This is a genomic window from uncultured Roseibium sp., assembly GCF_963675095.2.
GTDB lineage: Bacteria > Pseudomonadota > Alphaproteobacteria > Rhizobiales > Stappiaceae > Roseibium.
Genome location: NZ_CAXXSJ010000028.1, coordinates 143,371 through 165,121 on the forward strand (window position 1 = coordinate 143,371; position 21,751 = coordinate 165,121).

At 59.3% G+C, this 21,751-nt stretch carries 25 protein-coding genes and 9 pseudogenes; all 34 read right to left on the minus strand.

Annotation, left to right across the window (positions count from 1 at the left end; all coding sequences use genetic code 11):
• Positions 1–18 precede the first annotated feature (18 nt).
• Positions 19–2,208, minus strand: a complete 2,190-nt coding sequence (locus tag ABIN98_RS10260) for a methyl-accepting chemotaxis protein (RefSeq protein ID WP_346909714.1) — start codon at positions 2,206–2,208, stop codon at positions 19–21.
• Between the two features lie 203 nt (positions 2,209–2,411).
• Positions 2,412–2,837, minus strand: a complete 426-nt coding sequence (gene rplQ, locus ABIN98_RS10265) for a 50S ribosomal protein L17 (RefSeq protein WP_346909716.1) — start codon at positions 2,835–2,837, stop codon at positions 2,412–2,414.
• A 74-nt stretch (positions 2,838–2,911) separates the two neighbouring features.
• A complete protein-coding gene (locus ABIN98_RS10270) occupies positions 2,912–3,934 on the minus strand; it encodes a DNA-directed RNA polymerase subunit alpha (protein WP_190290513.1) in 1,023 nt (340 codons plus the stop codon).
• Between the two features lie 90 nt (positions 3,935–4,024).
• Positions 4,025–4,414: a 30S ribosomal protein S11 gene (gene rpsK, locus ABIN98_RS10275; RefSeq protein WP_055678260.1), complete on the minus strand. Its 390-nt coding sequence runs from the start codon at positions 4,412–4,414 to the stop codon at positions 4,025–4,027.
• A 67-nt stretch (positions 4,415–4,481) separates the two neighbouring features.
• On the minus strand, positions 4,482–4,850 hold the full coding sequence (gene rpsM / locus ABIN98_RS10280) for a 30S ribosomal protein S13 (RefSeq protein WP_346895046.1): 369 nt from the start codon (positions 4,848–4,850) through the stop codon (positions 4,482–4,484).
• Between the two features lie 200 nt (positions 4,851–5,050).
• A complete protein-coding gene (locus ABIN98_RS10285) occupies positions 5,051–5,647 on the minus strand; it encodes an adenylate kinase (protein ID WP_346909718.1) in 597 nt (198 codons plus the stop codon).
• Positions 5,644–6,978 (minus strand): preprotein translocase subunit SecY, encoded by a 1,335-nt coding sequence (gene secY / locus ABIN98_RS10290; RefSeq protein ID WP_346909719.1) that lies wholly within the window; start codon positions 6,976–6,978, stop codon positions 5,644–5,646. Before secY ends, ABIN98_RS10285 begins: the two co-directional genes overlap by 4 nt.
• Positions 6,979–7,028: 50 nt before the next feature.
• Complete coding sequence (gene rplO / locus ABIN98_RS10295; RefSeq protein WP_346909721.1) at positions 7,029–7,496, minus strand: 50S ribosomal protein L15; 468 nt, start codon at positions 7,494–7,496, stop codon at positions 7,029–7,031.
• Between the two features lie 21 nt (positions 7,497–7,517).
• Complete coding sequence (rpmD, locus tag ABIN98_RS10300) at positions 7,518–7,712, minus strand: 50S ribosomal protein L30 (RefSeq protein ID WP_190290508.1); 195 nt, start codon at positions 7,710–7,712, stop codon at positions 7,518–7,520.
• Between the two features lie 41 nt (positions 7,713–7,753).
• Positions 7,754–8,317: a 30S ribosomal protein S5 gene (rpsE, locus tag ABIN98_RS10305; protein WP_190290507.1), complete on the minus strand. Its 564-nt coding sequence runs from the start codon at positions 8,315–8,317 to the stop codon at positions 7,754–7,756.
• A gap of 42 nt (positions 8,318–8,359) precedes the next feature.
• Positions 8,360–8,722: a 50S ribosomal protein L18 gene (gene rplR, locus ABIN98_RS10310; protein ID WP_190290506.1), complete on the minus strand. Its 363-nt coding sequence runs from the start codon at positions 8,720–8,722 to the stop codon at positions 8,360–8,362.
• Positions 8,723–8,734: 12 nt separating this feature from the next.
• Positions 8,735–9,269: pseudogene (gene rplF / locus ABIN98_RS10315) on the minus strand (50S ribosomal protein L6).
• Between the two features lie 41 nt (positions 9,270–9,310).
• Positions 9,311–9,710, minus strand: a pseudogene (gene rpsH / locus ABIN98_RS10320) (30S ribosomal protein S8).
• 12 nt (positions 9,711–9,722) lie between these two features.
• Positions 9,723–10,028 (minus strand): annotated as a pseudogene (rpsN, locus tag ABIN98_RS10325) (30S ribosomal protein S14).
• 29 nt (positions 10,029–10,057) lie between these two features.
• Positions 10,058–10,607 (minus strand): annotated as a pseudogene (gene rplE, locus ABIN98_RS10330) (50S ribosomal protein L5).
• Positions 10,600–10,749 carry a hypothetical protein gene (locus tag ABIN98_RS10335; protein ID WP_394701483.1) on the minus strand — a complete coding sequence of 50 codons (150 nt, stop codon included), beginning with the start codon at positions 10,747–10,749 and terminating at the stop codon, positions 10,600–10,602. The pseudogene rplE and the gene ABIN98_RS10335 overlap by 8 nt, the downstream one beginning before the upstream one ends.
• Positions 10,713–10,916 (minus strand): annotated as a pseudogene (rplX, locus tag ABIN98_RS10340) (50S ribosomal protein L24); the annotation flags it as partial. The pseudogene rplX and the gene ABIN98_RS10335, both read right to left, overlap by 37 nt.
• Positions 10,916–11,224, minus strand: a complete 309-nt coding sequence (rplN, locus tag ABIN98_RS10345; protein WP_346909960.1) for a 50S ribosomal protein L14 — start codon at positions 11,222–11,224, stop codon at positions 10,916–10,918. The gene rplN and the pseudogene rplX, both read right to left, overlap by 1 nt.
• 127 nt (positions 11,225–11,351) lie before the next feature.
• Positions 11,352–11,579: a 30S ribosomal protein S17 gene (gene rpsQ, locus ABIN98_RS10350; RefSeq protein ID WP_346909723.1), complete on the minus strand. Its 228-nt coding sequence runs from the start codon at positions 11,577–11,579 to the stop codon at positions 11,352–11,354.
• 10 nt (positions 11,580–11,589) lie between these two features.
• Positions 11,590–11,791 (minus strand): annotated as a pseudogene (gene rpmC, locus ABIN98_RS10355) (50S ribosomal protein L29).
• Between the two features lie 21 nt (positions 11,792–11,812).
• Positions 11,813–12,228, minus strand: a pseudogene (gene rplP, locus ABIN98_RS10360) (50S ribosomal protein L16).
• 47 nt (positions 12,229–12,275) lie between these two features.
• A pseudogene (gene rpsC, locus ABIN98_RS10365) lies at positions 12,276–13,010 on the minus strand (30S ribosomal protein S3).
• A pseudogene (gene rplV, locus ABIN98_RS10370) lies at positions 13,010–13,392 on the minus strand (50S ribosomal protein L22). Before rplV ends, rpsC begins: the two co-directional pseudogenes overlap by 1 nt.
• Before the next feature lie 2 nt (positions 13,393–13,394).
• On the minus strand, positions 13,395–13,673 hold the full coding sequence (gene rpsS / locus ABIN98_RS10375) for a 30S ribosomal protein S19 (RefSeq protein ID WP_022998243.1): 279 nt from the start codon (positions 13,671–13,673) through the stop codon (positions 13,395–13,397).
• Positions 13,674–13,685: 12 nt separating this feature from the next.
• Entirely contained in the window at positions 13,686–14,519 is an 834-nt protein-coding gene (gene rplB / locus ABIN98_RS10380; protein ID WP_346909725.1) for a 50S ribosomal protein L2, read from the minus strand.
• Positions 14,520–14,536: 17 nt separating this feature from the next.
• A complete protein-coding gene (locus tag ABIN98_RS10385; protein WP_346909727.1) occupies positions 14,537–14,830 on the minus strand; it encodes a 50S ribosomal protein L23 in 294 nt (97 codons plus the stop codon).
• Positions 14,827–15,447, minus strand: a complete 621-nt coding sequence (gene rplD, locus ABIN98_RS10390) for a 50S ribosomal protein L4 (protein ID WP_346909729.1) — start codon at positions 15,445–15,447, stop codon at positions 14,827–14,829. The genes ABIN98_RS10385 and rplD overlap by 4 nt, the downstream gene beginning before the upstream one ends.
• Positions 15,447–16,157, minus strand: a complete 711-nt coding sequence (gene rplC / locus ABIN98_RS10395) for a 50S ribosomal protein L3 (RefSeq protein ID WP_346909730.1) — start codon at positions 16,155–16,157, stop codon at positions 15,447–15,449. The genes rplD and rplC overlap by 1 nt, the downstream gene beginning before the upstream one ends.
• Before the next feature lie 23 nt (positions 16,158–16,180).
• Complete coding sequence (gene rpsJ / locus ABIN98_RS10400; RefSeq protein ID WP_006936455.1) at positions 16,181–16,489, minus strand: 30S ribosomal protein S10; 309 nt, start codon at positions 16,487–16,489, stop codon at positions 16,181–16,183.
• Between the two features lie 68 nt (positions 16,490–16,557).
• On the minus strand, positions 16,558–17,748 hold the full coding sequence (gene tuf, locus ABIN98_RS10405; protein WP_346909731.1) for an elongation factor Tu: 1,191 nt from the start codon (positions 17,746–17,748) through the stop codon (positions 16,558–16,560).
• A gap of 47 nt (positions 17,749–17,795) precedes the next feature.
• Entirely contained in the window at positions 17,796–19,871 is a 2,076-nt protein-coding gene (gene fusA, locus ABIN98_RS10410; protein ID WP_346909733.1) for an elongation factor G, read from the minus strand.
• Positions 19,872–19,894: 23 nt separating this feature from the next.
• Positions 19,895–20,365: a 30S ribosomal protein S7 gene (gene rpsG, locus ABIN98_RS10415; RefSeq protein WP_346909735.1), complete on the minus strand. Its 471-nt coding sequence runs from the start codon at positions 20,363–20,365 to the stop codon at positions 19,895–19,897.
• Positions 20,366–20,377: 12 nt separating this feature from the next.
• Entirely contained in the window at positions 20,378–20,749 is a 372-nt protein-coding gene (gene rpsL / locus ABIN98_RS10420; protein WP_006936459.1) for a 30S ribosomal protein S12, read from the minus strand.
• Between the two features lie 537 nt (positions 20,750–21,286).
• Complete coding sequence (locus tag ABIN98_RS10425; RefSeq protein WP_346909736.1) at positions 21,287–21,580, minus strand: regulator; 294 nt, start codon at positions 21,578–21,580, stop codon at positions 21,287–21,289.
• Positions 21,581–21,751 lie beyond the last annotated feature (171 nt).

Here is a 21,751-nt window from a genome sequence, read left to right on the forward strand (position 1 = left end):
CTGGTTCCGCGTTGCGGATCAGGCGGAGCGGACCTGCGACAGGAACCCGCGGACTTCCTCGTCCAGATGGCTTGCCTGTTGGGAAAGTTCCGCGACCTTTTCAGTGAAAACATTGGCGGATTGGTTGGTCTTCTGGGACATCTCGCTGACGTTGGAAATGTCTTCAGAGACCCGCGACGTGCCTTCGGCCGCCCGTTGGGTGTTTTCAGCGATGCCGCGGGTGGCGAAGCTTTGTTCCGTCACGGCGGCGGACACGTCGGTCACCGACTGGGTGATCTCTCCGATCGTCTCCTGGATTTCGCCGATCGCGGATACCGCTTCGTCGGTCGCCTGACGGATCGCGTCGATCTGCTGCTGGATCTCGCCGGTGGCCTTGCCCGTCTGGGAAGCGAGTTCCTTCACCTCGGACGCAACGACCGCGAAGCCCTTGCCTGCCTCGCCGGCACGTGCGGCCTCGATCGTGGCGTTGAGGGCAAGCAGGTTGGTCTGATCGGCGATGTCGCTGATCAGGGTGACGACCTCGCCGATGCGGTTTGCGGCTTCCGCCAGCGAACGCACCGTGCTGTTGGTGGATTCCGCGCGCACCGTGGCCGTCTGGGCAACCGCCGAAGACCGCTCGATCAGCGACGAGATTTCCTGAATGGAGCTCGACAGCTGGTCCGATGCGGTCGCGATCGACTGCACCTCATTCATGGCATCGGCGGAAACCTGGGCGGCACGGGTAGACGTGTCTCCCGATTGTTCCGTCATCTGACGCATTTCATTGGCCGCTTCGCGCAAAGTGCTTGCGGAATGGGTCACATGTTCGACCACCTTGCCGACGCTTGCCTCGAACTCGGCAGCCAGTCCGGACAGCATTTCCTTGCGCTGTTCGGCCTGGGTAGCCGCATTCCGCGCTTCCAGCTGAGCCCGCTGCTCCTGCTCTTCGGCCGCATTTTCGCGGATCTTGACGACCGCACGGCCAATGTCGCCGATTTCGTCGCCGCGGCGAGCAGCGGAGATATCGGCACTGTGATTGCCGCGAGCAATGTCTTCCAGCGCGGTCACCAGCGTTCCGAGCGGATTGGTGATCGAGCGGGAGAAGAGCAAGGCGATGACCGCTGCGATACCGACGGTGATCAGCGTCGACAGGATCATGGAATTGCGCATTTCATCGACGCTCGACATCGCCTCGGCAACGGACCGTTCCGCAACCATCGCCCAGCTCGCGTCCCCGAAGGAAACCGGCTCTGCCACCATCATGCGGTCGACGCCATCCTGACCGCTCATCACACCCTTGGTTTCAGCACCATTGGCCGCCTTGATGACCAGGTCGGACGTCATGGTCTTGCTCAACGCGGTCGGATCGGCTGACAGCGGCTGGTTGGTGATCAGGGTACCGTCCTGGTTGACCATATAGACCTGACCGGTTTCACCCAGCCCCTTGCGGTCGTTGGTCACGGCTTCCAGATATCCGGAGTTGATCCGGATAACGACAACCCCGCCCAGTTCTTCGCCGGTAAAGGAAGTCAGGAAGGCCGGCGAGCCGATGAACATCGAAGCTTCGCCGCCCGCAGGTCCGTACTTTTCGAACTTGGAGAAGAACTGCTGGCCTTTTTCGCCGGCCATTGCCTGCTGATAGATGGCTGCGAGCGCGGTATCTTTCAGGACGTCGCCATCGACCTTTTCAAGGAAGTCTGCCGACTTGGTGACCGTGTAGATCACCCGGCCTTCCTTGTTGAGGACGTAAATATCGGCGTAGTTGCCGTTCTTCCATTCGGAATAGAAGCTGCCGTGGACGTCCGTGTGACGCCAGGCATACATTGTCTTGTTGTCCTTGCCGGTCTTCTGCGACCGTTCCTCAGGCGTGGATCCCTCTGCCTGGAAATAGTCCTTCAGCGATGCCCGGTCATTGTCCAGGTTCACCAGGGCGGAGTTCATGTCATTGAGCGCCAGCGACGCACCGGCACCGGAGGAAACATTCGACAGCGACCCGGCCAACCCTTCCAGCCGCATGCCGACCAGAGCCTGGCGCGCCTTGGCCACCATGGACAATTCACCCTGGGCCGCTTCTTGCAGGCCCGAACGCGCGTTCAGGTAGCCGCCAATGCCAACTGCTACGCAGGATGCGAAAGTGACACCCACCATAAGAACCGGCACAATGACCTTGAGCCTTAAAAACCGGTTCTTCTTGTAATTCTCAGCGGATGATTGCTGTTCCGCGGCCATTCCATCCTCCCACCAGCGATAATACTTAGGACTGGAAGCGATTTTCGTCTAAGCCGGTTAAAATAACGATAATTGGAAAAAATACAGAGTATCCAAAACTCATCTTATTGAAAACAAATAGGTTCTTCAAAAATCACAATTCGAGACAAAATAAAAGGCGGGTTAACACCCGCCTTTTACATTCTATTAACTTGAAGCTTTATTTACGCAGCGGTTTCTGCCATTTCTGCAGTTTCCACGCGAGCCCGGTCTTCAGAACCACGGGCTTCCAGGTCGCGATCGACCAGTTCGATCACGGCCATCGGCGCGCTGTCGCCGTGACGGAAACCAGCCTTCAGAACACGGCTGTAGCCGCCCTGGCGGTCCTTGTAGCGCTCACCGAGCGTTTCGAACAGTTTGCGCACCATGGCGACATCGCGGATCTGCGAAATCGCCTGACGGCGTGCATGCAGATCACCGCGCTTGCCGAGGGTAATCAGCTTGTCGATGATCGGCTTCATTTCCTTGGCCTTCGGCAGGGTCGTGACGATCTGCTCGTGCTTGATCAGCGACGCCGCCATATTTGCGAACATAGCCTTACGGTGGCTAGAGGTCCGGTTGAGCTTGCGGCCGGTTTTACCGTGGCGCATGGCCCTCTCCTTTTTCTGTCGGGCGGCTCGTCTGATGCCCTACCCGGTTGATCCTTCAGGGACGCTTGCGTCCCTTAATACTGATGGTCTTCGTAACGCTTGGCGAGGTCTTCGATGTTCTCAGGCGGCCAGTTGGCCACTTCCATGCCCAGATGCAGGCCCATCTGTGCGAGAACTTCCTTGATCTCGTTGAGCGACTTGCGGCCGAAGTTCGGCGTGCGCAGCATTTCCGCTTCGGTCTTCTGAATGAGATCGCCAATATACACGATATTGTCGTTCTTCAGGCAGTTGGCCGAACGGACCGACAGTTCCAGCTCGTCGACCTTCTTCAGAAGGGCCGGGTTGAAGGCGAGTTCCGGGACAGTTTCCTCGGCTGCTTCGCGCTTCGGCTCTTCGAAATTGACGAAGATGGACAGTTGGTCCTGGAGGATGCGCGCTGCGAATGCCACAGCGTCATCCGGCTTCACCGAACCATCGGTTTCGACAGTCAGGGTAAGCTTGTCATAGTCGAGGACCTGTCCCTCACGGGTGTTCTCGACCTTGTAGGAAACCTTCTTCACCGGGGAATAGAGGCTGTCGACCGGGATCAGACCGATCGGAGCGTCTTCCGGGCGGTTACGGTCGGACGACACGTAGCCCTTGCCGGTGTTGACGGTGAATTCCATGCGGATCTCCGCACCTTCGTCGAGCGTGCACAGGACGAGGTCCGGGTTGAGCACTTCCACGTCGCCGACGGTCTGGATGTCACCGGCGGTCACGACACCCGGGCCCTGCTTGCGCACGACCATGCGCTTGGGACCTTCGCCTTCCATGCGGATGGCGATTTCCTTGATGTTGAGAACGATGTCGGTGACGTCTTCGCGGACGCCGGGGATCGACGAGAACTCGTGCAGGACGCCGTCGATCTGGACCGCAGTCACGGCTGCCCCCTGGAGAGAGGACAGAAGAATGCGGCGCAGGGCGTTGCCCAGCGTCAGGCCGTATCCGCGCTCGAGCGGCTCGGCAACAACCGTCGCCAGAAACCGGGGGTCTTCACCCGGCTTGACTTCGAGCTTGGTCGGCTTGATCAGTTCTTGCCAGTTCTTTTGAATGGTCACGTTCTTGCCCCTTCGGCTATCCCGTCCGGCCTGTTTGCGGCCGGACTATTCTTTGCCATTGGAGAAACATTTGCGTCAGGCGGTAAGGCCTTAGACGCGGCGACGCTTGCGCGGACGGCAGCCGTTGTGCGGAATCGGCGTCACGTCGCGGATGGACGTGATCAGGAAACCGGCAGCCTGAAGGGCGCGAAGAGCCGATTCACGGCCCGAGCCCGGACCACGAACTTCCACTTCCAGCGTACGCATGCCGTGTTCGGATGCCTTTTTGGCAGCGTCTTCAGCGGCAACCTGGGCAGCATAAGGGGTAGACTTACGCGAACCCTTGAAGCCGAGTGCACCGGCGGAGGACCAGGAAATCGTATTTCCCTGGGCATCCGTGATCGTGATCATGGTATTGTTGAATGTGGAATTCACATGCGCAACGCCGGACGAAATGTTCTTGCGTTCGCGGCGACGCACGCGTGTCGTGTCTTTAGCCATTCTTGTTCCTTACTTCGATCTCTACACTGCCGTAATCCCGGCAGCTCCACCGCCAATCGCTGGTGGTTTACTTCTTCTTGCCTGCGATCGGCTTAGCCGGACCCTTGCGGGTACGTGCGTTCGTATGCGTCCGCTGACCCCGAACCGGAAGGCCACGGCGATGACGCAGGCCGCGGTAGCAGCCAAGGTCCATCAGACGCTTGATGTTCATTGCGGTGTCACGGCGCAGATCACCTTCGACCATGTAATCCCGGTCGATGGTTTCACGGATCTGCAGGACTTCTGCGTCGGAAAGCTCATTCACGCGACGCTCAGGGGCAATGTTCACCTTCGTGGTGATTTCCTGCGCCAGCTTCGGGCCAATGCCGTGAATGTACTGAAGCGCGATAACGACGCGCTTGTTCGTCGGGATGTTAACGCCAGCAATACGTGCCACGTTCGTCTCCATTTCTGGCGACCGCAAATGCGGCCGCGTCCACTATTATTCCCCGCGTCCGGTGGAGGCCGGCCCTTGCGGAGCGCTTGTTTTGCGAGGTCTCCCGACGGAATCAGGTTCACCAAGCACAGAACGTGCCGGTCCCGCGAAAGACGGGAGCGACACCATTCATTTCAGATTGAGCGCGTCGTTTAACGGCTCTAAACGTTTTCGTCAAGACCAGACAACACGGCGTCGATCGCCGCCGTCACTTCGTCGATTGACTGCATTCCGTCAACAACGGTCAAAAGGCCGTTCTTGTCGTAAAAAGGAACGACCACCGCGGTGTCCCGGTTATAGGCTTCAAGGCGCTGCTTGAAGACTTCCGGATCGTCGTCCTTGCGGACCGCTTCGCCCCGCGCCTTGGCTTCCTCGGCGCGGTTGATGATTCGGCCAACGAGTTTTTCCTGATCGACCCGGAGTTCGAGAACGCAGTCCAGCTTGATGCCTTTCTCAGCCAGCATCTCATCCAGGGCTTCCGCCTGGGCCAGCGTGCGCGGGAAGCCATCAAGGATAAAACCCTTTTGCGCATCCTCTTCGCCGATCCGGTCCCGGATGATTCCGACGACGATCTCGTCGGACACCAGACCGCCGGCATCCATGACTTCCTTGGCCTTCAGGCCGATCGGCGTCTGCGCGGCAACGGCTGCCCGCAGCATGTCACCCGTCGACAGTTGGGGAATGCCATATTTGGCGACCAGGCGCGTTGCCTGTGTTCCCTTCCCCGCCCCCGGCGGTCCGACCAGTATGAGCCTCATCGACGTCTCCCCCTAAGTTTCGCTTTCTTTACAAGGCCCTCGTACTGATGAGCGAGCAGATGGCCCTGGATCTGGGATACAGTATCCATGGTCACGCTGACCACAATCAAAAGCGAGGTTCCCCCGAAATAGAACGGAACGCCGGTCGCCGAAATGAGGAATTCGGGTAATAGACAAACGAGGGTGATGTAGATTGCACCCACCACGGTGATGCGAGTCAGCACATAATCGATGTATTGCGCTGTCCGCTCACCCGGACGAATACCCGGAATGAAGCCGCCGTGCTTCTTCAGATTGTCGGCCGTATCGCTCGGATTGAACACGATTGCCGTATAGAAGAAGCAGAAGAAAACGATCATGGTCGCGTAAAAGACCATGTAGAGCGGCTGCCCGTGACCCAGCAGGGCCGTGATGGTGGTCACCCATTCATTCTGCCCGCCCTGACCTGCGAAGCCCGAAATCGTGGCCGGAACCAGCAACAGAGAGGACGCGAAGATCGGCGGAATGACACCGGCGGTATTCAGCTTCAAAGGCAGGAACGACGTATTGCCCTCAAACATCCGGTTGCCCATCTGGCGCTTCGGATACTGGATCAGCAGGCGCCGCTGCGCCCGTTCCATGAAGACGATCACACCGATCACCGCAATCGCGAGCGCGATCACCAACAGGATGATCCAGGTAGCGAGCGCCCCCTGACGACCGAGCTCCAGGGTCGATACGACTGCCGACGGCAGCCCGGCAACGATCCCGGCGAAGATGATCAGCGAAATGCCGTTACCGATGCCGCGCGAAGTGATCTGTTCACCCAGCCACATCAGGAACATGGTGCCACCGACCAGGGTAATCACCGTCGAAGCGCGGAAGAACCAGCCCGGATCGGACACAACATTGGTTGCGCTCTCAAGCCCGACAGCGATGCCGTAAGCCTGGAAAGCAGCCAGGATCACCGTACCGTAGCGGGTATACTGGTTGATGACCTTGCGTCCCTGCTCCCCTTCCTTCTTCATCTGCTCAAGCGACGGCACGACGCTCGTCATCAGCTGCATGATGATGGAGGCGGAGATATACGGCATGATGCCGAGGGCGAAGATCGCCATACGCTCGACCGCACCGCCAGCGAACATGTTGAACATGCCGATAATGCCGGACTGCGCCTGGTTGAAAGCGTTCGCGAAGGCATCCGGGTTGATGCCAGGAAGCGGGATGTAAGTCCCCAGTCGATAAACCAAAAGCGCCCCCAGCGTGAACCAGATGCGCTTCTTGAGTTCTTCAGCCTTGGCGAAAGCTGAGAAATTGAGATTTGACGCCAGTTGTTCGGCGGCGGATGCCATGCCCTACTCCGGTCAGTTTTGTGCCGACAAACGGGAAAAGCCCAGGCCTGTTAGGCCTGAGCTCCCAGAACGACAACCTTGCCGCCAGCCTTTTCAACCGCTTCAGCGGCAGCCTTGGAGGCGCCTGCGATTTCAAAGGTGACAGCAGCCTTCAGTTCGCCATCGCTTACCAGACGGACACCGTCCTTGACGCGCTTGACGATGCCGGCGGCCTTGAGTGCTTCGACCGTAACGGCCGCTGCAGCATCGAGCTTGCCGGCGTCAATTGCCTGCTGAACACGGCCAAGGGAAACAACATTGTATTCCTTGGCGAAAATGTTCGTAAAGCCACGCTTCGGCAGACGGCGGTGAAGCGGCATCTGACCGCCTTCAAAGCCCTTGATCGCAACGCCGGAACGGGATTTCTGCCCCTTCACGCCACGGCCACCGGTCTTGCCCTTGCCCGAACCGATGCCGCGTCCGACGCGGGTGCGGCTCGAAGTAGAACCGGGATTGTCCCTGAGTTCGTTGAGCTTCATCTTTTTATCTCCCGATCCCGATTACGCGTCTTCAACGACGCGAACGAGATGCTGGACCTTATTGATCATGCCGCGCACTTCAGGAGTGTCCTTCAGTGTGGAACGGCGGTGCATCTTGTTCAGGCCGAGACCGATGAGCGTCGCGCGCTGGTCCTTGGGACGGCGCAGCGGGCTGCCGATCTGTTCGACCGTGACAGTGTTTTCGGTGTTCGCCATGGAACTAACCCTTATTCAGCTGGGTACCGGTGCGGCCGAGGTCAAGCCTCGGCAGCTGCCGGAGCCGCATCATCTTTATCACGACGGCGCGATTGCAACACCGAGACCTTCAGGCCACGACGTGCCGCGACCGAACGCGGGCTGTCTTCCTTGGTCAGCGCTGCAAAGGTAGCGCGAACCATGTTGTAGGGGTTGGAGGTCCCCAGGGACTTCGCCACCACGTCCTGCACGCCAAGCGTTTCGAAAACCGCACGCATAGGACCGCCGGCAATGATACCGGTACCGGCCGGAGCCGCACGCAGCAGAACCTTGCCGGCACCGTGACGGCCTTCCACATCGTGGTGGAGGGTCCGGCCTTCCCGAAGGGGAACGCGGATCATGGTGCGCTTGGCAGCTTCCGTTGCCTTGCGGATGGCTTCCGGCACTTCACGCGCCTTGCCATGACCGAAGCCGACACGGCCCTTCTGATCGCCGACGACGACCAGCGCTGCGAAGCCGAAACGGCGGCCACCCTTGACCACCTTGGCGACGCGGTTGATGTGGACCAGCTTGTCGACGAATTCGCTGTCTCGCTCTTCGCGATCGCGATTATCCTGTCTCGCCATTTTTTTACGTCTTCCGTTCTTAGGAGCGCCAACGGGCGCTGGTCAGAATTCCAGTCCGCCTTCGCGGGCTGCATCGGCAAGCGCCTTGATGCGCCCGTGATACATGTATCCGCCCCGGTCGAACACGACCTGCTTGACACCGGCGGCCAGAGCACGCTCCGCGACAAGCTTGCCGACGGCTGCCGCAGCAGCGGTATCGGCGCCCGTTTTCAGGTTGCCCTTCAGATCCTTTTCGATCGTTGAGGCAGAGGCAATGGTCTGTCCCTTGCCGTCGTCGATGATCTGAGCGTAGATCTGCTTCGACGAGCGGAAGATAGAAAGCCGCGGACGTCCGTTCGCCACCTTCTTGATAGAACGGCGCACGCGATCGCGGCGGCGTTCGAAAGCAATTTTGCTGTTCGCCATGATCCTGGTCCGTTACTTCTTCTTGCCTTCTTTGCGGACGATGAACTCGCCTGCATAACGAACGCCCTTGCCCTTGTAGGGCTCCGGCGGGCGGAATTTGCGGATTTCGGCCGCTACCTGGCCTACTGTCTGCTTATCGATGCCGGAGATGATGATCTCCGTCGGCTTCGGGCACTTGATGTCGATCCCTTCCGGAATCGGATAGAGAACATCGTGCGAGAAACCCAGCGCCAGCTGAAGGTTCGAACCCTGGACCTGTGCACGGTAACCGACACCGGTGATGTCCAGCTTCTTTTCGAAGCCGTCGCTCACGCCGGTGACGATGTTCTGCACCATGGTCCGGCTCATGCCCCACATGGAGCGAGCCGTCTTGGAGTTACCGCGAGGATCAACCTGGATCCCGTCGTCCGTCATTTCGGCCAGCACGTTGTCATTGAGCATGAAGGAGAGTTCACCCTTCGGCCCTTTGACGGCAAACCGTCTGGCCGTTGATCGTTGCCGTTACCCCGCTCGGCACGGGGACTGGCTTTTTGCCAATTCGAGACATCTGACCAACCTTGTGGTTTTAGTTAATGCGAGTGCACCGCGTCAGAAGACGCGGCACAGAACCTCGCCGCCTACGTTTTCGTCCCGCGCCTGATGGTCGCTCATGACGCCGCGCGGGGTCGAAAGGATCGACACGCCCAGGCCATTGGAGACATGCGGGATGTTCTTAACCGAAGAATAAACCCGGCGGCCCGGCTTGGAGACCCGCTCAATCGTGCGGATGACCGGTTCGCCATCGAAATACTTCAGTTCGATTTCCAACTCGGACTTGCCGCCCTCGTATTCAAACCGTCGTGTAGCCACGGATGTAGCCTTCCTTTGCGAGCACATCAAGCACATGTGCACGCAATTTGGAACTTGGTGAGCTGACCTTGCCCTTGCGACGCATCTGCGCGTTGCGGATCCGGGTCAGCATATCCCCCAACGGATCGGAAATTGCCATCGGAGTTTCTCCTTACCAGCTCGACTTGACCAGGCCCGGGATCTTGCCCAGGGAACCCAGTTCACGAAGCGCGATACGCGACATCTTCAGCTTGCGGTAGTAGCCGCGCGGCCGGCCCGAGACTTCGCAACGGTTGCGAACCGGTTCGGCGCGGAATTCCGCGGCAATTTCGCCAGCTTGAGACGTGCATTGAACCGCTCTTCAAGGGACAGGCTCTCGTCCTTGGCCATCGCCTTGAGGGCAGCGCGCTTCTCAGCGTATTTCTCGACAAGCTTCTCGCGACGCTTGTTTTTTCTCGACCGCGCTCTTCTTCGCCATCGTCGTTCCTCGTTCCTTTCCCGCGCCGCTTACTTGCTGAACGGGAAGTGAACGCGCGCAGAAGCTCGCGCGCTTCGTCATCATTCGGAGCCGTGGTGCAGACGATCACGTCCATACCCAGATCTGGTCGACTTTATCGTACTCGATTTCCGGGAACACGATATGTTCCTTGATGCCCATGGCATAGTTGCCGCGGCCGTCAAAGGACTTCGGGTTCAAACCGCGGAAGTCACGAACGCGCGGCAGCGCGATGGTGATCAGGCGGTCAAGGAATTCGTACATCTGCTGGCGGCGCAGGGTCACCTTCGTACCCAGCGGCATGTCTTCACGGACCTTGAAGGTCGCGATCGACTTTTTCGCCTTGTGATAACCGGCTTCTGACCTGCGATCAGAGCCAGATCCTCAGCGGCGAGTGACTCTTGAATCGGCAACGGCTTCGCCGACACCGATATTCAAGACGATTTTTTCCAGAGCCGGCACCTGCATGGGGTTCTTGTAATTGAACTTTTCCTGCAGCTGCTGCCGGATGACGCTGTCATACTGCTGACGCAGACGCGGCATGGTATTGGTCTCAGCCATCGATCAGATCTCCCGAGCGCTTGGCCACACGGACCTTGGTGCCGTCATCCTGCACCTTGAAACCGACGCGCGTTGCCTTGCCGTCCTTCGGATCGACAATCGCGATGTTCGACAGGTGGATCGGCGCTTCCTTAGCGACGATCCCGCCTTCCTGCGTCTGGTTTGGCGCTGGTGACGACGCACCATGTTTACGCCGCGAACCAGGGCCTTGTTGTCATCCGGCATCATCTTGATGACTTCGCCGGTCTTGCCCTTGTCGCGACCCGTCAGCACGATAACCGTGTCGCCTGATTTAATTTTCGCAGCCATCAGAGCACCTCCGGCGCGAGCGAGATGATTTTCATATGGTTCTTTGCACGGAGTTCGCGGGGCACCGGACCGAAGATACGGGTACCGACCGGCTCCTTGTTGTTGTTCACCAGGACGGCCGCATTGCGGTCGAACCGGATCACGCTGCCGTCGGGGCGGCGAATATCCTTCGCCGTGCGCACGACGACAGCCTTCATCACGTCGCCCTTCTTAACGCGGCCCCGCGGAATAGCCTCTTGACGCTGACGACAATGATGTCGCCAACCTGGGCGTATTTGCGCTTTGAGCCGCGAGCACTTGATGCACATGACACGACGGGCGCCGGAATTGTCGGCCACGTCGAGGTTTGTTTTGCATCTGAATCATGACTGGCTGCCTTGTTCTCTGTCCGGCGCACCTGCCACGGGCGCCTGATGCTCAACCTTTAGAGCGTGGTCAGCTGACCACGGTCCAACGCTTGTTTTTGGAGATCGGCGCGCATTCTTCGATCTGAACAATGTCGCCAACCTGGTACTTGTTTGCTTCGTCATGCGCGCGGTACTTTTTGGACCGGCGCACGGTCTTCTTGAGCAGCGGGTGTGTGAAGCGACGCTCCACCTTCACCGTCACCGACTTGTCATTCGCGTTGCTGACAACGGTGCCCTGCAAAATGCGCTTCGGCATATCCGTCTCCTTACGCGCTTGCCGCCACGCGCTTTTCGCGCATGATCGTCTGAATTTGAGCGATCTGGCGGCGAACCTGCCGCACACGCCCAGTGTTCTCGAGCTGACCGGTTTGCCCTCTGGAAGCGCAGGTTGAACTGCTCCTTCTTCAGGCCTTCGAGTTCCGTGCGGAGCTCGTCCAGGGTCTTTGCCCTTACGTCTGTCGCCTTCATGGCCTTAACTCCTCAACCGCCTTATTCGCCGATACGCTGAACGAAACGGCACTTGATCGGCAGTTTGGCAGCGGCAAGACGCATCGCTTCACGCGCGATATCTTCCGGCACACCATCGATCTCGAACATGATCCGGCCGGGCTTGACACGGCAGGCCCAGTAATCCGGAGAACCCTTACCCTTACCCATGCGGACTTCCGCCGGCTTGGTGGAGACCGGCACATCCGGGAAGATGCGGATCCAGACACGGCCCGCACGCTTCATGTGACGGGTCATGGCACGACGGGCTGCCTCGATCTGACGAGCGGTAACCCGCTCCGGCTCCAACGCCTTCAGACCGTAGTTTGCCGAAGTTGAGGTCGGTGCCCTCCCTTCGACAGACCATGGATGCGGCCCTTGTGCTGCTTGCGGAACTTCGTTCGCTTCGGTTGCAGCATCGTTCTTCTCTCGTTCCTAGTGTTTGACGAGCGGCGAGCAGCTTAAATTAAGCTGCGCGCTCGCGACCACGATCCCGGCGTCCGCCGCGATCACCCTGGTTTTGAATCCGAGCCGGACGTCGCACGGCGCTCAGACGCCATCGGGTCGTGCTCGAGGATCTCACCCTTGAAGATCCACACCTTCACGCCGCAGACACCGTAAGCGGTGTGAGCGGATGCGACACCGTAGTCGATGTCGGCGCGCAGGGTTGTGCAGCGGCACGCGGCCTTCGCGGTACCATTCGATACGCGCGATTTCAGCGCCACCGAGACGGCCGCCGCAGTTGATCCGGATGCCCTGAGCGCCGAGACGCATGGCCGACTGAACGGCCCGCTTCATGGCGCGGCGGAAAGGCAACACGGCGTTCCAGCTGCTGTGCGATCGAAGCGGCGACCAGCGTCGCGTCGATTTCCGGCTTGCGCACTTCAACGATGTTGATGTGCACTTCCGAATTGGTGATCTCGGCGATCTTCTTGCGAAGACGCTCGATGTCCGCACCCTTCTTGCCGATGACCACACCCGGACGACCGGAGTGAAATGGTGACGCGGCACTTGCGAGTGCGGGCGCTCGATAACGACCTTGGAAACAGCTGCCTGCTTCAGTTCGTTGAGCAGAAATTCACGGATGCGGAAATCTTCGTGCAGAAGATCGCCGTATTCACCCTTGTTGGCGTACCAACGCGAATCCCAGGTGCGGTTGATCCCGAGGCGCATTGCCGATCGGGTTGACTTTGTGTCCCATCAGGCACTCTCCTCGACTTCACGGACAACGATGGTCAGGTTCGAGAACGGCTTCTCGATCCGGCCAACACGACCGCGTGCACGGGGCTGGAAACGCTTGATGACAAAAGCCTTGCCAACATGAGCTTCGGCAACCACCAGGTTGTCGATATCCAGGTCGTGGTTGTTTTCCCGCATTCGCAATCGCGGACATCAGGGTCTTCTTGACGTCTTGAGCGATACGCTTGCGGGAGAACGTCAGGTCCGCAATCGCGGTTTCCGACCTTCTTGCCGCGGATAGCAGCCGCAACGAGGTTCAGCTTGCGCGGAGAAATGCGCAGCATGCGGGTCATTGCCCGGGCCTCGTTGTCAGCGAGCGTCCGCTCACGCTTCGGCTTGCCCATCGTTACTTCCTCTTCGCCTTCTTGTCGGCGCCGTGTCCGTAGTAGGTCCGGGACGGCGAGAACTCGCCGAACTTGTGACCAATCATCTCTTCAGACACCAGCACCGGAACGTGCTTCTGACCGTTGTAGACACCGAAGGTGAGACCGACGAACTGCGGTAGGATCGTCGAGCGGCGGCTCCAGGTCTTGATGACCTCGTTGCGGCCGGATTCACGAACCTTGTCCGCTTTCTTCAGCAGATACCCGTCAACAAACGGACCTTTCCAGATCGAACGTGCCACGATCCTTGTCCTTTACTTCTTGCGCGCGTGACGGCTACGGACAATGTACTTGTCCGTCGACTTGTTACGCCGCGTGCGCTTACCTTTGGTCGGCTTACCCCAAGGGGTAACCGGATGACGGCCACCGGAAGTCCGGCCTTCACCACCGCCGTGCGGGTGGTCGACCGGGTTCATGACAACACCGCGGGTGTGTGGGCGGATGCCCAGCCAGCGGGAACGGCCGGCCTTGCCGTAGTTGATGTTGCTGTGATCCGGGTTGGACACTGCGCCGATGGAGGCCATGCAGGTGCCGAGAACACGGCGCTGCTCGCCAGACATCAGACGCAGGGTGGTGTAACCCTGGTCACGGCCAACGACCTGAACGAAAGCACCGGCGGAGCGAGCTATCTGCGCACCCTTGCCCGGCTTCAGTTCAATGTTGTGAACGATCGTGCCGACCGGAATGGACGACAGCGGCATCGCGTTGCCCGGCTTCACGTCGACCGACTGACCCGAGACGACGGTGTCGCCGACGGCCAGACGCTGCGGCGCCAGGATGTAGCTCAGCTCACCGTCTTCATAACGGATCAGCGCGATGAATGCAGTCCGGTTCGGATCGTATTCCAGACGCTCGACCTTGGCCGGAACGTCGAACTTGCGACGCTTGAAGTCGACCAGACGGTAGGAGCGCTTGTGACCGCCACCGACGTTGCGAGACGTCAGGCGACCCATGTTGTTGCGGCCACCGGTCTTGGACAGACCTTCGGTCAGGGTCTTGACCGGCTTGCCTTTCCACAGATCGGACCGGTCAACCTGGACCAGCTGGCGGCGGCCCGGCGAGGTCGGATTGAATGTCTTAAGTGCCATTTTCTATCGTCCCCGCCCTAGAGCCCGGTGGTCACGTCGATAGCGTGACCTTCCTGAAGCGTTACGACGGCCTTCTTGAAGTCGGACTGACGGCCGAGACGGCCCTTGAACCGCTTCACCTTGCCCTTGCGGACGAGGGTGTTGACGGCTGCGACCTTTACGCCGAACAGTGCTTCCACCGCTGCCTTGATTTCCGGCTTCGTCGCGTCATTCGCGACCTTGAAGACAACCTTGTTCTCTTCGGAAGCCATGGTCGCCTTCTCGGTGATTACCGGGCCGACGATCTTGTCGTAGTGAGGAAGATTGCTCATTTGAAGCGCTCCTCGAGTGCAGACACCGCAGCCTTCGTCAGCACCAGGGTGCCGGCGCGCATGATGTCGTAAACGTTGATGCCCTGGACCGGCAGCACATCCACATGCGGAATGTTGCGCGATGCGAGAGCGAAGTTCCGGTCCAGCTCGGCACCGTCGACGATCAGGGCGTTCGACAGACCCAGCTTCGAGAACTGAGCCTTGAGCGCCTTGGTCTTGGCTTCGGCTGCCTTGGCGTCTTCGACAACAATGATGCTGTCGGCCTTTGCCTTGGCGGACAGAACGTGCTTCAGCCCGAGAGCGCGCACCTTCTTCGGCAGGTCATGACCATGATCGCGAACGACCGGGCCGAATGCCTTACCACCGCCGCGGAACTGCGGGGCCTTCTTGTTGCCGTGACGGGCGCCGCCGGAGCCTTTCTGACGGACGAATTTCTTCGTCGTGCCGGAAACTTCCGAACGTGCCAGTGCCTTGTGTGTACCGGCCTGGCGCTTGGCAAGCTGCCAGCGCACCACGCGGTGGATCAGATCGGTGCGCGGCTCGAGACCGAAGATCTCGTCAGACACCGTGATCGAACCGGCCGCCCCGCCTTCGAGGGTCTTGACCTGGAGTTCCATCACTCACTCTCCTTCCCGGCGGCGGCAGCAGCCTCGGGAGCCCGGAATGCACCCGGCATCGGAACCCCATCCGGCAGCGCCTTCTTGATCGCGTCGCGAACCATGATCCAGCCACCCTTGGCGCCCGGAACAGAGCCCTCGACCATGATCAGGCCGCGTTCAACATCAGTGCGCACAACCTTCAGGTTCTGCGTGGTCACGCGGACGTCGCCCATGTGACCGGCCATCTTCTTGCCCTTGAACACGCGGCCCGGGTCCTGACACTGACCGGTCGAACCGTGGGAACGGTGCGAGATCGAGTTACCGTGGGATGCGCGGCCACCACCGAAGTTGTGGCGCTTCATCACACCGGCAAAACCCTTACCGATCGAGGTGCCGGTCACGTCGACGAACTGGCCTTCGACGTAATGGTCGGCGGTGATTTCCGCGCCAACGTCGATGAGGTTGTCAGACGACACCCGGAACTCGACGAGCGTGCGCTTCGGCTCAACCTTTGCAACTGCAAAGTGGCCACGCATCGCCTTCGGCGTGTTCTTTACCTTGGCCATACCTGCACCGACCTGCAGCGCGGTATAGCCGTTCTTTTCTTCAGTCCGGTGGGCAACCACCTGGCAGCCGTCCAGTTTCAGCACTGTCACCGGCACATGCTCTCCCGCATCATTGTAGATACGGGTCATGCCCACTTTCTGAGCGATCACTCCAGAACGCATTGACGTGTCCCCTTCGATCCGCCTCAGAGCTTGATCTCGACGTCGACACCAGCGGCCAGGTCGAGCTTCATAAGAGCGTCAACCGTCTGGGGCGTCGGATCAACGATGTCGAGCAGGCGCTTATGCGTGCGCATCTCGAACTGATCGCGGCTTTTCTTATCGATGTGCGGTCCGCGAAGCACGGTGTACTTCTCGATCCGCGTCGGCAGCGGCACGGGTCCCCGCACCTGCGCACCGGTCCGCTTTGCCGTATTGACGATCTCCTTGGTGGAGGCGTCGAGAATACGGTGGTCGAATGCCTTGAGGCGGATCCGGATATTCTGACCGTTCATTTTTGGTTTCCCGATGAGACAGGCGGGCCTGCCGGCGTTTCAAAAGAAGCGACAGGCCCTGCTGTCAATTACTCGATGATGGAAGCGACGACGCCTGCACCGACGGTGCGGCCACCTTCGCGGATAGCGAAGCGCAGGCCTTCTTCCATGGCGATCGGCACGATCAGCTCGACGTCAACCGACACGTTGTCGCCCGGCATCACCATTTCCGTGCCTTCCGGCAGCGTCACAACACCCGTCACGTCCGTCGTACGGAAGTAGAACTGCGGACGGTAGTTCGTGAAGAACGGCGTATGACGGCCGCCTTCTTCCTTCGTCAGGATGTAGGCTTCGGCCTTGAACTTCGTGTGCGGGGTCACAGAACCCGGCTTGCAAAGAACCTGGCCGCGCTCAACGTCCTCACGGCCAACGCCGCGGATCAGGGCGCCGATGTTGTCGCCGGCTTCACCGCTGTCCAGCAGCTTGCGGAACATTTCAACGCCGGTAACCGTCGTCTTCTGCGTGTCCTTGATGCCGACGATCTCGACTTCTTCACCAACCTTGACGATGCCACGCTCGACACGGCCGGTCACAACCGTACCGCGGCCGGAGATCGAGAACACGTCTTCGATCGGCATCAGGAACGGCAGATCCTTCGGACGTTCCGGGGTCGGGATGTAGGCATCCACTTCAGCCATCAGCTGACGGATCGCGTCGCGGCCGATGGCCGGGTCGCGGTTTTCAACAGCTGCCAAGGCAGAACCCTTGACGATCGGAATGTCGTCGCCCGGGAACTCGTAAGAAGACAGCAGTTCACGGATTTCCATTTCGACGAGCTCGAGAAGCTCTTCGTCGTCGACCTGGTCAACCTTGTTCATGAACACGACCAGAGCCGGAACGCCGACCTGACGGGCAAGCAGGATGTGCTCGCGGGTCTGCGGCATCGGGCCATCGGCGGCCGAAACCACCAGGATCGCGCCGTCCATCTGGGCAGCACCGGTGATCATGTTCTTCACGTAGTCGGCGTGACCAGGGCAGTCAACGTGAGCGTAGTGACGGTTTTCCGTCTCGTACTCAACGTGGGCCGTGGAGATCGTGATGCCGCGTGCCTTTTCTTCAGGCGCTGCGTCGATCTGGTCATAGGCCTTGGCTTCCGCGCCGCCGGCTTCAGCCAGCGTCATCGTGATCGCAGCAGTCAGCGTGGTCTTGCCATGGTCAACGTGGCCAATCGTGCCAATGTTGACGTGCGGCTTGTTACGCTCAAATTTTTCCTTCGCCATCGGATTACTCCGCTTTCTCTAATTCTTCATCTAGTTCCAGGAGGGGCTCAGGCGTATTTCGCCTGAACCTCTTCGGCAACGGCCTGAGGCACCTGCTCGTAGTGATCAAACACCATCGAGTACTGCGCACGGCCCTGAGACATGGAACGCAGGTTGTTCACATAGCCAAACATGTTGGCCAGCGGCACCATTGCGGTGATGACCGTGACGATCCCGCGGTTTTCGGTGCCAGCAATCTGGCCTCGACGGGAGTTCAGGTCACCGATGACGTCACCCATGTAATCTTCAGGGGTAACGACCTCGACCTTCATGATCGGCTCAAGAAGCTTCGGACCCGCTTTCTGGATACCTTCGCGGAAACCGGCACGGCCGGCGATTTCGAAGGCGAGGACCGAGGAGTCCACGTCATGGTAGGCACCATCCGTCAGGGTTACCTTGACGTCGAGGATCGGGAAGCCTGCCAGCGGACCGGAAGACATCACACTCTCGATACCCTTGGTAACACCCGGGATATATTCCTTCGGAATGGAACCACCGACGATCTTGCTTTCGAAGACATAGCCTTCGTTCGGCTCTGACGGCTCAAGGGTGAACTTGACGCGAGCAAACTGACCCGAACCACCGGACTGCTTCTTGTGGGTGTAGTCCACTTCAGCCTGCTTGGTGATGGTTTCGCGGTAAGCAACCTGCGGCGCACCGATGTTCGCTTCGACCTTGAACTCGCGCTTCATGCGATCGACGATGATGTCGAGGTGAAGCTCGCCCATGCCGGCGATGATCGTCTGACCGGATTCCTCGTCCGTCTTCACGCGGAAGGACGGATCTTCGGCAGCCAGGCGGTTCAGGGCGAGGCCCATCTTTTCCTGGTCGGCCTTGGTCTTCGGCTCGACGGCGATCTCGATCACCGGCTCGGGGAACTCCATGCGCTCCAGGATCACCGGCTTCAGCGGGTCACACAGGGTGTCGCCAGTGGTGGTGTCCTTCAGGCCCGCGATGGCCACGATGTCGCCGGCATAGGCGATATCGATGTCTTCACGGGAGTTGGAGTGCATCTGCATCATGCGGCCGACGCGCTCGCGTTTGTCCTTGACCGTGTTCAGCAGGGAAACGCCCTTGTTCAGAACGCCGGAATAGATGCGGCAGAAGGTCAGCGAACCGACGAACGGGTCGTTGGCGATCTTGAATGCCAACAGGCCAAGCGGCTCTTCGTCCGAAGCCTTGCGGAGCGTTTCCTCTTCGGTCTTCGGATCGATGCCCTTGATGGCCGGAACCTCGACCGGGCTCGGCAGGTAGTCCACGACAGCGTCGAGAAGCGGCTGAACGCCCTTGTTCTTGAACGCGGAACCGCAGAAGACCGGAACGAATTCGCTGTTGATGGTACCCTTACGGATCAGCTCCTTCAGCTTTTCCATGGAGGGCTCTTCGCCTTCCAGGTAAGCTTCCATGGCTTCTTCGTCGACTTCGACGGCGGTTTCCACCAGCAGATCGCGCATTTCCTGAGCGCGGTCGACGAGATCGGCCGGAATGTCGACTTCGTCCCAGGCGGCGCCCAGGTTTTCAGCCTGCCAGATCAGAGCCTTCATCTTCAGAAGGTCGATACAGCCGGCAAAGTCGTTTTCGGCACCGACGTTGAGCTGCATGACAAGCGGCTTTGCGCCAAGACGGGTCTTGATCATTTCGACGCAGCGATCGAAATCGGCGCCGAGCTTGTCCATCTTGTTCACGAAGATCATGCGCGGGACATGATACTTGTCGGCCTGACGCCAAACGGTTTCTGTCTGCGGCTCGACACCTGCGTTGGCATCGAGAAGAGCGACCGCACCGTCGAGCACGCGCAGGCTGCGTTCGACTTCAATGGTGAAGTCCACGTGACCCGGGGTGTCGATGATGTTCAGGCGCTTTTCTTTCCAGAAAGCGGTGGTTGCGGCAGAGGTGATCGTGATGCCACGCTCCTGCTCCTGCTCCATCCAGTCCATGGTAGCAGCGCCGTCGTGGACTTCGCCGATCTTGTGGCTCTTGCCGGTGTAGTAGAGGATCCGCTCGGTCGTCGTGGTCTTGCCGGCATCGATGTGAGCCATGATGCCGAAGTTGCGGTAGTCCTCGATTTTATGCGTGCGCGCCATTGCGTCAGCCCTTCGAAGTCAAATTACCAGCGATAGTGCGAGAACGCGCGGTTGGCGTCGGCCATCCGGTGCGTGTCTTCGCGCTTCTTAACTGCGGTACCACGGTTGTTTGCTGCATCGAGCATTTCGCCGGAAAGACGATCAACCATCGTGGTTTCGTTGCGATTGCGTGCTGCTGTGATCAACCAGCGGATCGCCAATGCCTGACGGCGTTCGTTACGAACTTCAACCGGAACCTGGTAGGTCGCACCACCAACACGGCGGGAGCGCACTTCCACTTGCGGCATGACGTTCTCAAGCGCTGCGTGGAACACCTCGATCGGGTTTTCGCGCGTCTTGTTTTCGATCACATCGAAAGCACCGTATACGATGCGCTCGGCGGTCGATTTTTTGCCGTCGTACATGATGGAATTCATGAACTTGGTGACGACGGTATCCCCGAACTTCGGATCCGGGTTGATTTCGCGTTTTTCTGCGCGGTGACGACGGGACATCTGATGTGCTCCTTACTTCGGCCGCTTCGCGCCGTACTTGGACCGGCGCTGTTTACGGTCCTTGACGCCCTGGGTATCCAACACACCACGGATGATGTGGTAGCGGACACCGGGAAGATCCTTCACGCGGCCGCCGCGGATCATCACCACCGAGTGTTCCTGAAGGTTGTGGCCTTCACCCGGGATGTAACCGATGACTTCAAAGCCGTTGGTGAGGCGGATCTTAGCCACCTTACGCAGAGCCGAGTTCGGCTTCTTCGGCGTCGTCGTGTAAACGCGCGTACAAACGCCACGTTTCTGCGGGCAGGCCTCCATGGCCGGCACCTTGTTCCGCTTCGGCGGGTCCTTCCGCGGCTTGCGGATCAGCTGGTTGATGGTCGGCATTCTGTGCCCTTTACCTCGTCCATCCAAAAATTCGTATGCAACTGCAGTCTTCGCAGGCTCTGCGCAAGCAGAATCGCACCAGCGCGTCTCTCAACGAGACGGCCGGCGCTGCGAAAAACCAGAGGACCACCGGTCGCCCAGCGGTCATGCAATCGACGCTTATTCGCCTATATGAACCCGGCAGCGTTTAAGACCGTTTTGTCCGGCGCCTGATGCGCTTGGACATTAAAAGGACTTACCGCCTGCCTTCGGGATGCGCGGAAACTACTCATCCGCCCCCTCCCAGTCAAGTCATTTGTCCAAAATTCCGCATTTCTCCGAAATCCGCGGGTTTCCGGTAATTCCAGGAAGCCGGAGGCCGATTTTTTGTAATAAACGGAAAGTATCAAGCCCTCATGACGCAACTTTCCACACAAGCCGCAACAGTGCCCCCTCTACAAATATGAATCAGCCGTTAAACCACTGATTCAAATTCCGACAAAAAGGCTCCGCACTTTGCTTGGGATCCATGCATTGGCCGCAGATTCGATCCCGTACTCAGGAATTGAAGGCAACCACCGCCACATTGCCGGCAAGCGCATCCTGATAGGCTTCTTCGTAAAGCGGCTCGTCCGGCTCACCCTCGAGCACGCCGATCTGGTCGAGCTCGGCTTCGACGTAACCCTGGCCCGACAGGGCCTCCAGGGTCTTGCGGACGGCATCGTCGTCATCGGCTGCCTTGAGCAACGCGTGCACCGGGATCGCGGTATCCGGCCGTCCGCCTTCTTCCGCCCAGACCCGGCCGATAATGACGTAGACGGTCGCTTCCATATCTTCGTCGTTGTCGTTCATCTTCATCTCCTTAAAGCATCTCGCGTTCATTGCCATTCACACCACATGCTCTCTTTAATTGTTTCGCCGCATGTCTTTACCCCCAAAATCGGTATCCACTTTTGGGAGACATGCTCAAGGGTCAGGCCCCAACGCAGAAAGGCCGCCCGAAGGCGGCCTTTCGTCAACTTG